The organism is Aestuariivirga litoralis (genome assembly GCF_015714715.1).
Lineage (GTDB): Bacteria > Pseudomonadota > Alphaproteobacteria > Rhizobiales > Aestuariivirgaceae > Aestuariivirga > Aestuariivirga litoralis_A.
The window spans coordinates 2,083,937-2,096,324 of the sequence record NZ_WAHS01000001.1 but is presented as its reverse complement, the minus strand read 5'-3'; the positions used below and the strand labels follow the sequence as shown (position 1 = coordinate 2,096,324).

Below are 12,388 nucleotides of genomic sequence, written 5' to 3'. Positions count from 1 at the left end.
GAACATGTTGCAACCCTTGTCCACCGCGCAGGCGCTTCGCCTATGGCATGATGTGGGCCTGGCCCAGGTCAAAGATGACGAACCCGATCTCTCATTGCGGCAGATGACGATTTTGCTTCACATTTATCTCGAACCGCCGCCCCACACAGTGCGTGGGCTGGCCGCCAAGCTCAATGTGTCGAAGCCGGTGATCACCCGCGCGCTGGATGCGATGGGCAAGCTCGGCCTTGTGTCCCGCCGCCGCGACGAGAAGGATTTGCGCAATGTGCTCGTGCAACGCACAGTGAAAGGCTCGCTGTTTCTCGAACGACTGGGCGATCTCGTTGCTAATTCTTCGAAGGTGATTTGATGGTTGATGCGCGCCGCCATGTGGATGAAGATATTCTGGCCAAGGGCGAGAAGCGGCAGTTCACCGTGCCGATCGCGCCCGTACTCAAGCGCCCCGAGGCTGATTCAAGGCAGGAAACTCAGGCCTTGATGGGCGAGCTTTGCACGCTGCTCGACATACGAGGTGCTTATTCCTGGATCCAGCTGTCACGCGATGGCTATGTCGGCTTTGTCGAAACCGCCGCCCTCACCGCTGACATTGTTGAAACCACCCACCGCGTCACTGTGCCCTCAACGCTGCTTTATCCCTGGCCTGATCTCAAATCGCATCCCGTGCGCTTCCTGCCGATGAATGCCGAATTCAAGGTGATCGGCGCCGAAGGCGACTTTGTCGGGCTCGCCACCGGCGGCTTTGTCTTCGCAGGGCATCTCGCCGCAAAGTCTGTGAAGGAAAAAGATTTCGTCGCCGTCGCACAGCAAATGCTGCACACACCCTATTACTGGGGCGGAAAATCCGTACACGGACTGGATTGCTCCGGCCTCGTGCAAGTTTCGCTGCAGGCCACCGGCGTCGTCGCCCCGCGCGACGCCGACATGCAGGAACATGAGCTCGGTGTATTGGTGAACGATCACCGCAATCTCCAACGCGGCGATCTGGTCTTCTGGAAGGGCCATGTGGGAATCATGCAGGATGCAAAAACCCTGCTGCATGCCAATGGCCACTGGATGAAAACCGTGAGTGAACCTTTAGCTGACGCGATTGCGCGTACGCCTACGCCGGTCACCGCCATCAAGCGGCTTTCGCTCTAACGCGAGGTTGTGAAAAATTTCGCGAATGCTGCGTTATCAATGCGCTGTGTGCTTGCGCAAATCTCTCTGACAGAACGCTGATTCAAGCGTTGCAAAATCCGCAATGCTCTAGCCACATTCCCGCCCAAATATAACCTTGGCGAAGTCCTTTTCGCGCTGTTTTGGTGCCGCCTTTGCTCGGCACTCTGTGCTCATTCGCGGGGGTCGGGGCCAAACATTTCCCAAAGAGTGCCAAGCCAGAAATCCCGTACTGCAAAGCCTGTGTCGGTTCCTGTCGCCGTCCCGAACTGATATAGGCCCCGGGGTCCGCTCCACCCAGTAGGTGGGCGGACCCCACCCTTTTAAGAACAACGACGAATCTGCTAGTTTCGTTCCATGTTCTTTAATCCCACCGTCCTGCAAATCGGTTCCCACGCCTTCGGTCTCATCGATGTGATCGAAATTGTCTTGGGCTTGCTCTTCTTCCTGCTCATCGTCACCCTCGTGCTCGCTTGGCGCGCGCAGAGTGGAAGGCGGGCGGAACGCGCTGATGCACAGGCTCGCACCATCGAGCTTGAAGTGCGCCTCGCCGAACTTTCCGGCGCCATGAACCAGTTTTCCAATCAGGCTCAAAACCAGCAGGCCGTCCTGCAAACCACGCTGGATGAACGCCTTGCCGCCGTCACCCACCGCGTGGGCCAGGGGCTTGCCGACCAGTCGCAGCGCACGGCGGAATCGCTGGGCCAATTGCACGAACGCCTCGCCGTGATTGATGTGGCGCAGAACAATCTTGTGGCGCTGTCCAATGAAATGCTGACGTTGAAAGACATTCTTTCCAACAAGCAGACGCGCGGTGCCTTCGGCCAAGGCCGGATGGAAGCGATCATTTCAGACGGGCTGCATTCCAAGGCCTATGAATTCCAGGCGTCGCTTTCCAATGGCACAAGGCCGGACTGCATCATCACCCTGCCAGATTCGCGGCTGAAACTGGTGATCGACGCCAAGTTTCCGCTCGAAGCCTATAATGACATGAAAGAAGCGGTGGACGAGGTTTCGGCCCAAGAGGCCATCACGCGCTTGAAGTCAGACGTGATGAAACACGTCAAGGACATTTCCGAGAAATACCTGATTGGCGGCGAGACGCACGAAACCGCAATCATGTTCGTGCCTTCGGAATCGATCTATGTCGAACTCAATGAACGCTTCGAGGATGTGATCCAGCGCGCTCATCGTGCGCATATCATTCTGGCTTCGCCCAATGTGCTGATGCTGCTGATCCAGACCATGCAGGCCATCGTGCGCGATGCGGCGATGCGCGAGCAAGCCGGCGTGATCCAGGCCGAAGTGGTGAAGCTGCTGGAAGATGTGAACCGCATGAATGAGCGCGTCGGCAAACTGCGCCAGCATTTCGCCCAGACGGCGGGTGACCTCGATCAGCTTTCAACATCAACAGACAAGATCATCCGCCGCGCGAACAAGATCGAGAGTTTGGAGCTGGAAGAGATTCAGGCCGTCGCACCGAAGCCGAGACTGATCAAGTAAGAGTGCTCACGTTCCACAGAACGTCTGCAGCACTTCTTCCTGCGGCCCCGGTGCTTTTTCCAGTTCGGCCAATTCCGCCCGCGCAATGAACGGCTGCTGCACGGCCAGCAACAACCGGTGCAGTGGCAACAGATTGCCTTCACCCGCCGCTGCCAGCGCTTCTTCCACCCGGTGGTTGCGCGCGATGTAAACCGGGTTATGAGCTGCCATCAGCGCCTGCGCATCAGAGGCCAGCAAGCCGTTGCGTTTCTGCTTCCATGCGTCCGGCATGGCCACATCCTCGCCGCGCGTCAGCGACGTGAAGAACTGCGTAAAATCCAACCTTGAATTGGCCATCTCCATGATGGTCTGGGTGATGAATTCCACTTGTGCGACATCTGAAATCCCCAGCTTTGCCAGCATGCGCCGCTCGAATTCCTTTTCGAACTGCGGCATGAAATTCATCAGCTCGGCTTCTGCCATCTTGATCGCAGTAGCCTTGTCGTCATCCAGCAGTGGCAACAGGCACTCGGCCAGCCGCGTGCAGTTCCACAGCGCGATCACTGGCTGCTTGTCGAAAGCATAGCGGCCATTTTCATCAATCGAAGAAAACACCTTCTGCGGATGAAACATATCCATGAAGGCGCAGGGGCCGTAATCAATCGTCTCGCCGGCAATCTGCATATTGTCGGTATTCATCACGCCGTGAATAAAGCCGAAACTCATCCACTGCGCGATCAGCTTCGCCTGCCGCGCGATCACTTCCGCCAGAAAAGCGCGCGAACCAGAAACACCCGGCATGTGCCGCGCGATTTCATGTTCCATCAAAGCGCGGATCGCATCCACTTGGCTCCGCACTGCCAGATATTGGAACGTGCCCACGCGCACATGGCTCTTCGCCACGCGAGTTAACACGGCACCTTGTTCCGGCCTTTGCCGCCAAACCCGTTCACCGGTCGACACTACGGCGAGCGACCGCGTGGTGGGCACACTCAACGCAGCCATCGCCTCGCTGATAATATATTCACGCAGCATGGCAGACAAAGTGGCACGCCCATCGGCCCCGCGCGAGAATGTCGTGCGCCCGGTGCCCTTGAGATGCAGCTCATAAATCTGCCCATCCACACCCATCACATCACCCAGCAGCATGGCCCGGCCATCACCCAGGCTGGCATTGAACCCGCCGAACTGATGCCCGGCATAGGCCATGGCCAGCGGTTGGCCATGCGCGGCGGGGGCGCTGCCTGACAGCAGCTTCAACGCCTCTTCGCCATGCAGCCAGTCCCGGCTGATACCAAGAGCTGCAGCCAGCTTGTCATTTGCTATGGCCAGCTGCGGTTCCGCGACGGGCAACAGCTCCGCCGGAGCATGCAGCACGGGTGGCAGGTCAGAATAATTCTGCGAAATTTGCGGTGCGTTCATAAGCGCAATATAGGCGCTCGCCGTTGTATCTAGAAGGGCCGCCGCGCGCGCATCGCCTGCGTCAGCGTGCCTTCATCAAGATAGTCCAGCTCGCCACCCACCGGCACACCATGCGCCAGCCGCGAGGTGGCCACACCCAATTTCTTGAGCCGCTCGGTGATGTAATGTGCGGTGGTCTGGCCTTCCACTGTAGCATTGTTGGCCAGCACCACTTCCTTGATCTGGCCTTCCGCCACACGGCTCACTAATCGATCAATATCAAGGTCTTCCGGGCGTATGCCACCCAGTGCTGACAGCGTGCCACCTAGCACATGATACTGCCCGTTCCACGCGCCTGCGCGTTCCAGCGCCCAGAGGTCGCCCACTTCTTCCACCACGCAAAGCGTGGTCTTGTCGCGGCGCACATCAATGCAGATCGTGCACGGGTCAAGCGTATCGACATTGCCGCAGACCGAGCATTCGGACACTTTCTCATGCGCGTCTTTCAGCGCCAGTGTCAGCGGCCCCAGCAGCTTGTCGCGGTTTTTCACCAGATGCAGCACGGCGCGCCGTGCCGAGCGCGGCCCAAGCCCCGGCACCTTGGCCAGTAGCTGGATCAATCTTTCAATTTCAGGCCCGGCCTGGCGCTTCATCTTTTAGAATGGCAGCTTGAAACCGGGTGGCAGCGGCAGGCCTGCGGTCAGGGATTGCATCTGTTCGGCAGCCATGGTTTCCGCCTTGCCCTTGGCATCGGCCAATGCAGCCATCAGCAGGTCTTCCAGAATTTCCTTCTCGCCATCCTTGAGCAGCGAAGGATCAATCTCCACTGCCGTGACTGAGAACTTGCCGGACATTTTCACTTTCACCAGCCCGCCGCCGGACTGGCCTTCGACCACCAGCTGTTCCAGTTTGGCTTGCATATCCGCCATCTTGGCCTGCATCTGGCCGGCCGATTTCATGATGTCAGCGAGATTCTTCATCCGTCTCCGTCTCTTCCGTGATGTCCAATATGTCGAGGTCTTTTACGTCTTCAACCTTGGCGCCGGGGAACGCCTTCAGGATGGCCTGCACATCCGGCTGTTCATGCGCCCATTTGAATTTGGTATCTTTAGCATCGCGCTTTTGCTGGGCGATCGTCGCTTCACCGCCCGCTTTCGACACGGCCACGATCCAGCGCTTTCCCGTCCACTGTTCCAGCTTGCGTGAAAGTTCGTTGGAAAGTGTGGCATCGGCACCGGGCTCCATCGCCAGCTCAATGCGCCCGTCGGCCACGCTGATCGGGCGCACATAGCGCTCAAGATCGTGCTTGAACTTGATGTCACGCTTTTCCGCCGCGAGAGCCACGATGTCTGCAAAGTCGCTTGGGCCGCGCATCACGGTGGGCGGCACTTGCGCTTCGTTGGATTGCGGACGGATCTGCGCCGTCACCCGTGCTTCCGCCATTGGGGCTTGCGGCGCGTTAGCTGGCGGCGCCGCACGCGGTGCTGATGCACGATCACTCTGCACCTGCTTCAACAGCTCATCACCAGAGGGCAGGTTGGCCGCATGCGCGAGGCGGATGATCACCATCTCCGCCGCCTGCATCGGTTGCGCAGCAAGTGCGGTTTCGGAAATGCCCTTCAGCAGCATCTGCCAGACGCGCGTGACATGCGGCATCGAAAGCCGCTTGGCGAAATCCGCACCGCGCGTTTTTTCATCTTCGGTGCGCGCGCCATCAGCGGCAGCCGATTGCGGGACGACTTTCAACCGCGTGACCCAATGCACGAAGTCGGCAAGGTCATTGAGGATCGTCACCGGTTCGCCGCCGGCTTGATACTGCTTGTCGGCCTCGGCCAAAGCGCACGGGGCATCGCCCGCCATCACGGCTTCAAACAGATCGATCACTTGGCCGCGATCCATCAGGCCCAGCATCACCATCACATCGGCCGTCTTTACCTTGCCATCGCCGTAGGCAATCGCCTGATCCAACAGCGACAGGCCGTCACGCACCGAACCTTCAGCGGCCCGCGCGATCAGGCGCAGTGCTTCATCTTCGGCTTCCACATTTTCGAGCTTGGCGATTTTGCCATAGTGGCCAACCAGCGTCGTAGCATCCATCCGGCGCAAATCAAAACGCTGGCAGCGCGACAAAATGGTAACCGGCACTTTCCGGATTTCGGTGGTGGCGAAAATGAATTTCACATGCGGCGGGGGCTCTTCAAGCGTCTTGAGCAGAGCGTTGAACGCGCTCTTCGACAGCATGTGCACTTCGTCGATGATATAGACCTTGTAGCGCGCCTGCACCGGCGCATAGCGCACCGAGTCAATGATCTCGCGCATATTGTCGACGCCGGTATTGGACGCGGCGTCCATCTCGATCACATCCATATGACGTGATTCAAGAATGGCTTCGCATTGTGCCGTCAGCTCCGGCATGTCCATCGCGGGGCCAGCAGGGTAATTAAGCGCCCGCGCGATCAGCCGCGCCGTCGTGGTCTTGCCGATGCCGCGCAGGCCGGTGAGCATATAGGCCTGTGCGATACGGCCCGTGGCAAAGGCGTTGGCCAGCGTGCGCACCATCGCCTCCTGCCCGATCAGGTCATCAAAGACCTGCGGCCGGTATTTGCGCGCCAGAACGCGGTATGGCGTGGGAGAGTCAGTCATTGCCCGGAACATAGCCATCGCGCATCCAAGTTGAAAGACTTGGGGTGAGAAAGATGCATGCTGTTGAGAAGGAAGTGGAAGGCTGGACGAGCAACCCATAACGGGCTCGTTAGGGCTGCTGCCTTCCGGCCCTGACCCGGTTGGCGAGCGTCACGTCCGCAGGCCAACCTTCCGGGGCCGTATATGGCCGGGCGGCGGGGCAAAAGCAAGGCGGCAGGCGCCGGAACCGTTAATTCCCCAATTTTGGGGTTCAGATCAGTCCGTAACTCGCCAACGTGCTCTTTTTTCGCAGCAGAAATCCAGCGCGCGTATAGGTGCCATTTTTCGGCCGGGCGGGTTCAGTCTTCTGCAGTTGCTGGTAAACCCCCAGCCGGTCGGCGATCTGCCAATGGCCGAAAATCCGGTCATCCGCATCAAAGTAATAGATCGTGGCACCCGACATGGAGAGGCGCTTGCCGCTGGCTGGAAAGCCCGTGAGGTCACCCTTGTGGGTGGCCAGCCAGTCCCAGCTGATCATTAGCCCGTCGCGGCTTTCAAACCATTCACGGATATAGAAACGCTGATCCGGAAAGGGCGCACGGGACTTGCGTACCCGCTCCTGAAACTGCGGTACATCCAGCACTTGCCCATCCCAGGGATCACCCGGATCATGCGCAATCGCATAGCGCCGCGCAAGATAGTCATCGCAGGCTTCCACCTCACCTTCCGACCAGACGCGGCGAATGAAGTCATCAAGCTTTCGTTGTCGGATGCTGGTCATGATTGCAGCAGATCCAGTGCGTGGGCACGCAGGTCTTTTGGCCACTCTGCAGTCAGCTCCGTGACGCGGGCCACATCGCCCGCGAACAGTGCGCGCAATGTTTCCTCATAAAGCGGCAAATCGCCCGCAATGGCGCGCAGGAAATTATAGGCGCGCTCCTGCTTGCGCTTGGCTTCGGCTTTAGGGTCGCGCCGTGCGGCCTCTACCAGCTTGCGCAAAGTGGTCGATGCGCCGCCCGGCTGGGTGGCCAGCCATTCCCAGTGGCGCGGCAGCAACGTTACTTCGCGAGCTGTTACGCCCAGCGCCGGCCGTCCTCGGCCGCGCGGCTGTTCGGGCATTGCGATGGGGCTTTCCAGCGGCACATCGGTCTGTTTGCCCGTTTCATTGTCGAACATCAGGATGCCGTGCAGCCCCTCTTGTTCGGCTTTGCGGCAGGCGCGGGCAACATCTTCGAGCGTGCCGATGGCCAGAAGGGCGTGGTGGTGAAAGGCGGAAAAAGCTTGGGTCATGGCGAATTAATATCCGGGTAAAATAGCCTTGTCAATATCACCCGGATAAAAATAAGTGCGAAGTCGTTGACGCACCTCACTGTCGCAATTGACCCTCTGTCCTCGCTCGCCTATCTCAAGCCTATGGCCGTCAAACCGATCATCAAACTGCCGGATGAAAAAATCCTGCGCCAGAAGTCCGTGCCGCTGAAAACGGTGGATGAAGAAGCGCGCAAGCTGTTCGATGACATGCTCTCCACCATGTATGACGCGCCCGGCATTGGCCTGGCCGCCATCCAGATCGGCGTGCCGCGCCGCCAGGTGGTGATTGACCTGGCGCGTGAGGGTGAGGACCCCAAGCCGCTGTTTCTGGCCAATCCTGAGATCATATGGTCTTCAGAGGCGCGCAGCGACTATGAAGAGGGCTGCCTGTCCATTCCGGAATTTTTCGAGATGGTGGAGCGCCCGTCCGAAGTCAAAGTACGCTATCTCGACCGCAAGGGCGAGCCGCATGAAATTCACGCCAATGGCGTGATGGCCACGTGCCTGCAGCACGAGATCGACCATCTGAATGGTGTTCTGTTCATCGATTACATTTCCAAGCTGAAGCGCGATCGCGTGCTTAAGAAATTCTTGAAGGCCGACAAGCTGGGCAAGCTGTGAGCGCCGCACCATGCGCCTGATTTTCATGGGAACACCGGACTTTTCCGTCACCGTTTTGAAAGCGCTTATCGCCGCAGGCCACGACATTTCTTGTGTCTATGCCCAGCCGCCCCGGCCCGCCGGACGCGGCATGGAGCTGAAGGAAACCCCGGTCCACGCCTATGCAAAGGCGCAGGGCATCGAAGTCCGCACGCCAAAAAACCTGCGCGCCGAGGAAGACCAGCAGGCCTTCGCCGATCTCAAGGCCGATGCCGCCGTCGTGGTGGCCTATGGTTTGCTTCTGCCGAAATTCATTCTGAACGCCACCCGCTTTGGCTGTTTCAATGTGCATGCATCGCAATTGCCGCGCTGGCGCGGGGCCGCCCCCATCCAGCGCGCCATCATGGAAGGTGATGCAGAAACCGGCGTCGCCATCATGCGCATGGAAGAGGGGCTGGATACTGGCCCCGTGATGCGGATGCTGCCGGTGCGCATCACCGAGCACACCACCGCGGCCAGCCTGCATGATGAGTTGGCGAGCGTGGGTGCCAAGCTGATGGTCGAGGTGCTGGAAAATCCATCCGCCCCCGGCGTGGCGCAACCCACGCATGGCGCGACCTACGCCAAGAAGATCGAAAAGGCCGAGGCGCGCATTGATTTCAACAAACCTGCCGCCCTGGTGCGCAATCACATCCACGGGCTTTCGCCGTTCCCCGGTGCCTGGTGCATGCTGGATGGCGCGCGGCTGAAGCTGCTGAATGTTGAAGTGGTGGCAGGCAATGGTGAATCCGGAACGCTGCTTGACGATAAGCTCACTTTCGCCTGCGCCATGGGGGCCATCCGCGTGCTGAAATTGCAGCGCGAAGGCAAAGGCCCAATGGAAGCCGATGTTTTTCTGCGCGGCTTTTCCGTACCTGTGGGCACCAGGGCCCAGTAATGCCGCGCTACAAGCTCACCATAGAATATGACGGCACTGGTTTTCTCGGCTGGCAGTCGCAGCCAGCATCGATCACCGTGCAAGGCGCATTGGAAGCCGCGATTGAAGTGCTGCATGGCCAGCACATCACGCTGCATGGCGCGGGCCGCACGGATACGGGCGTGCATGCACTGGCGCAGATTGCGCATTTTGATTCACCCAAAGTCTGGGACCCGTTCGTGCTGTGCAACGCCATCAATGGCAATGTGCGGCCCCACGCGGTGAGCGTGGTTGCGGCTGAACAAGTGCCGGATGATTTCGAGGCGCGTTTCTCCGCCATCAAGCGCCGCTATCTCTACCGCATCCTCAACCGCCGCGCGCCGCCGACGCTGGACAAGCACAATGTCTGGCATGTGCCGATGGATCTGAATGTCGATGCCATGCATGAAGGTGCCCAGCATTTGATCGGCAAGCATGATTTCACCACCTTCCGCGCTGCCGAGTGCCAATCGCCGTCGCCGGTGAAAACGCTTGAGCGGCTGGATGTGATGCGCTTCGATGAGATGGTGGAAATCCGGGCCGAGGCGCGTTCGTTCCTGCACCACCAGGTGCGCTCGATTGTAGGCAGTCTTGTCCGCGTAGGGCAGGGCAAATGGCACCCGCTGGAAATCAAACGCGCGCTGGAAGCGAAGGACCGTTCGCGTTGCGGACCTGTCTGCCCACCCGATGGCTTGTATTTGGTGGAAGTGCTGTACTAGCCTCGCCCCATTGGGGAGTTTCACATGCAAAAAGTAATGCCCGGCACCAGCCATGCAAGCTTCCGCTTTGTCATGGATCACGCGCGCGAGCTCGTCCGCATCAGCCTGATGCCTGCGGGCCTGTTTCTGATCATGACCGGCCTGCAGCTGAAAAGCATGTTCGGCTTCTTTGAGTTTATCGAAACCATGGTGGCGCAGGGCGACAAGCCCGATCCCGCCATTTTCTTTTCCATGTTCCGCAGCATCATATTGCTGCAAGTGGCGGGCCTTCTCAGCGCGCTTTCAATGTGCTGGCTGTTTGTGCGCGTGGTGCGCTTCCGGACCGGAACGCAAATCCCCACCTTCGGCATCAGCAAGGGCGAGATTGAATCGATCCTGATGGTGATCCTGTATGTGCTGGGCATCGCGGCGCTCACCATGCTGGTCTATATGGGTGCTGCTCTGGTGATTGGGATTGGGGCCGCTATCATCGCAGCGATAGTGGCCAACACCTTGACCTTTCAGGAGGGTGACTTGACGTTTCTCTTCTTTCTCATTCCGGCAATCATCATGGTGGTTGTGGCGCTGATGTTCGGGCTGATGGTCTTCGCCTGCCGCTACGCCGTCGGCCTGCCTGCGGTGGCGATGGGGAAGACGCCGGATTTCTTTGCAACGCTCTGGCCGCTGGCCAGGGGTGAAAGCTTCGCCCTGCCTTTGCGGCTTGCGGCTTGTTCCATCGTGGTGGCCATACCGCTGCTGTTGATCAGCCTGATCTTCCTCTGGCCCATCTGGTCGCAGATCATGGCGATGCAGGGGCAGAGCAGCCCGCCGCCGCATTTCATGACTGACATTTTCAAAAGCATCATGCCGGTTCAGATCATCGCCATGCTGCTGCAGGTGCCGCTCATCTGGTTCTTCGGCACTTTGTTCACCGAAGCCTATGCCAGGTTCACTGCACGGAATGCTCAGGCTTGAAAATATTTCTCGATCACCCGCGCATAGATGCGTGACAGGGCCTTGAGCTCTTCAATGTCGATATGCTCATCGGTCTGGTGGATGGTCGCATTGGTGGGGCCGAATTCCAACACCGGGCAATAGTCTTTCACAAAGCGCGCATCCGATGTGCCGCCCGATGTTGAAAGCTTGGGCACCAGCCCGGTCTCATCGGCAATGGCATCCTGCACCAGGCCCACAAAAGCGCCGGGCCGCGTGATGAAGGCATCTGCCCCTTCATGCGCCTCAATAGTCCATGTGCCGCCCAACTCCACCTTCACCTTGTCGGCTTCGCCCTGAATGAGGGCATTGAGGGCTGCAGCATTCAATTCCGGCGAATAGCGGATATTGAATTTCGCTACCGCCTGCGCAGGAATTACGTTGGTCGCCTTGTTGCCCACGTCAAAAGTGGTCACTGCGAGAGTGGAAGGGTCGAAATGTTCATTGCCCTTGTCCAGCGCGAGGCCTCCAATGCGATCAATGAAGCGCGCCAGCTTTGGCACCGGGTTATCTGCCTTGTGCGGATAGGCTGCGTGGCCTTGGCGGCCATCGACTGTGACAACCAAACTCAAAGAGCCGCGCCGCCCGATCTTAATCGTGTCGCCCAGTCTGTCCACGCAGGACGGCTCACCGACGATGCAATGATCTGGGATGTGGCCGTTCTCCTTCATCCATTGCAGTACTTTCACCGTGCCGTTGATGGCGGGGCCTTCTTCATCGCCGGTGATCAGAAATGAAATGCTGCCGGGCTTCACACCCTTCTGCGCCACATGATCAAGCGCTGCGGCGGCAAAGGCAGCGATCGAGCCCTTCATGTCGGTAGCGCCACGCCCGAAGATCTTCCCATCGGCAATTTCGGCGGCGAAGGGCGGATGCGCCCACTTGCTCTCATCACCGGGCGGCACAACATCGGTGTGGCCGGCGAAGCAGAGATGTGGCTGTGCCGTGCCGAAGCGGGCAAAAAGATTCTCCACATCCGGCGTGCCTTCCGCTTTGAAAGTGAGACGGTGGCAGGCAAAGCCGGCATCACCCAACAGCTTTTCCAGATAAGACAACGCACCACCTTCATCCGGTGTGACCGAACGGCAGCGGATCAGATCTTGCAGGATGGTGGTGGCAGGCTTTGATGTGGGCATGGCATGAGTATAGCGCCGCCACGCGGGCGCTCAAT

14 protein-coding genes and 1 other RNA gene are annotated in these 12,388 nt (G+C 59.0%); 7 read left to right on the top strand and 8 right to left on the bottom strand.

Annotation, left to right across the window (positions count from 1 at the left end):
* Nucleotides 1–4: 4 nt before the first annotated feature.
* The 3 genes from F8B91_RS10630 (at nt 5) to F8B91_RS10620 (ending at nt 2,658) form a co-directional block, all read left to right on the top strand.
* Nucleotides 5–349: a MarR family transcriptional regulator gene (locus tag F8B91_RS10630; protein WP_196503668.1), complete on the top strand. Its 345-nt coding sequence runs from the start codon at nt 5–7 to the stop codon at nt 347–349.
* Nucleotides 349–1,137, top strand: coding sequence for an NlpC/P60 family protein (locus F8B91_RS10625; protein WP_196503667.1), 789 nt, complete (start codon nt 349–351; stop codon nt 1,135–1,137). Before F8B91_RS10630 ends, F8B91_RS10625 begins: the two co-directional genes overlap by 1 nt.
* Nucleotides 1,138–1,512: 375 nt before the next feature.
* Complete coding sequence (locus F8B91_RS10620) at nt 1,513–2,658, top strand: DNA recombination protein RmuC (protein ID WP_196503666.1); 1,146 nt, start codon at nt 1,513–1,515, stop codon at nt 2,656–2,658.
* Between the two features lie 6 nt (nt 2,659–2,664).
* Here the strand turns inward: F8B91_RS10620 and F8B91_RS10615 are convergent, their stop codons facing one another.
* The 7 genes from F8B91_RS10615 to F8B91_RS10585 form a co-directional block, all read right to left on the bottom strand.
* The gene (locus F8B91_RS10615) at nt 2,665–4,059 is read right to left on the bottom strand and encodes a protein adenylyltransferase SelO (RefSeq protein WP_196503665.1); all 1,395 of its coding nucleotides are present in this window, start codon (nt 4,057–4,059) and stop codon (nt 2,665–2,667) included.
* Nucleotides 4,060–4,088: 29 nt separating this feature from the next.
* Nucleotides 4,089–4,691 (bottom strand): recombination mediator RecR, encoded by a 603-nt coding sequence (recR, locus tag F8B91_RS10610; RefSeq protein ID WP_196503664.1) that lies wholly within the window; start codon nt 4,689–4,691, stop codon nt 4,089–4,091.
* A gap of 3 nt (nt 4,692–4,694) precedes the next feature.
* Nucleotides 4,695–5,018, bottom strand: coding sequence for a YbaB/EbfC family nucleoid-associated protein (locus tag F8B91_RS10605; RefSeq protein ID WP_196503663.1), 324 nt, complete (start codon nt 5,016–5,018; stop codon nt 4,695–4,697).
* Entirely contained in the window at nt 5,002–6,681 is a 1,680-nt protein-coding gene (locus F8B91_RS10600) for a DNA polymerase III subunit gamma/tau (protein WP_196503662.1), read from the bottom strand. Before F8B91_RS10600 ends, F8B91_RS10605 begins: the two co-directional genes overlap by 17 nt.
* A gap of 75 nt (nt 6,682–6,756) precedes the next feature.
* Nucleotides 6,757–6,852: signal recognition particle sRNA small type (gene ffs / locus F8B91_RS10595), an RNA gene on the bottom strand.
* A gap of 79 nt (nt 6,853–6,931) precedes the next feature.
* Nucleotides 6,932–7,441 (bottom strand): ester cyclase, encoded by a 510-nt coding sequence (locus tag F8B91_RS10590; protein ID WP_196503661.1) that lies wholly within the window; start codon nt 7,439–7,441, stop codon nt 6,932–6,934.
* Entirely contained in the window at nt 7,438–7,950 is a 513-nt protein-coding gene (locus F8B91_RS10585) for a DUF2239 family protein (RefSeq protein ID WP_196503660.1), read from the bottom strand. The genes F8B91_RS10590 and F8B91_RS10585 overlap by 4 nt, the downstream gene beginning before the upstream one ends.
* A 123-nt stretch (nt 7,951–8,073) precedes the next feature.
* Here F8B91_RS10585 and def point away from each other — a divergent pair, with 123 nt between their 5' ends.
* Genes def through F8B91_RS10565 form a run of 4 tightly spaced genes read left to right on the top strand, consistent with a single transcriptional unit; the run spans nt 8,074 to nt 11,199 of the window.
* On the top strand, nt 8,074–8,592 hold the full coding sequence (gene def / locus F8B91_RS10580; protein ID WP_196503970.1) for a peptide deformylase: 519 nt from the start codon (nt 8,074–8,076) through the stop codon (nt 8,590–8,592).
* A gap of 10 nt (nt 8,593–8,602) precedes the next feature.
* Nucleotides 8,603–9,508, top strand: a complete 906-nt coding sequence (gene fmt, locus F8B91_RS10575; RefSeq protein ID WP_196503659.1) for a methionyl-tRNA formyltransferase — start codon at nt 8,603–8,605, stop codon at nt 9,506–9,508.
* Nucleotides 9,508–10,245: a tRNA pseudouridine(38-40) synthase TruA gene (gene truA, locus F8B91_RS10570; protein ID WP_196503658.1), complete on the top strand. Its 738-nt coding sequence runs from the start codon at nt 9,508–9,510 to the stop codon at nt 10,243–10,245. Before fmt ends, truA begins: the two co-directional genes overlap by 1 nt.
* A gap of 24 nt (nt 10,246–10,269) precedes the next feature.
* On the top strand, nt 10,270–11,199 hold the full coding sequence (locus F8B91_RS10565; RefSeq protein ID WP_196503657.1) for a hypothetical protein: 930 nt from the start codon (nt 10,270–10,272) through the stop codon (nt 11,197–11,199).
* On the opposite strand, the gene dapE is transcribed toward F8B91_RS10565, so the two are convergent.
* A complete protein-coding gene (gene dapE, locus F8B91_RS10560) occupies nt 11,190–12,353 on the bottom strand; it encodes a succinyl-diaminopimelate desuccinylase (protein WP_196503656.1) in 1,164 nt (387 codons plus the stop codon). The two genes, F8B91_RS10565 and dapE, sit on opposite strands and share 10 nt — an antisense overlap.
* Between the last annotated feature and the right edge of the window lie 35 nt (nt 12,354–12,388).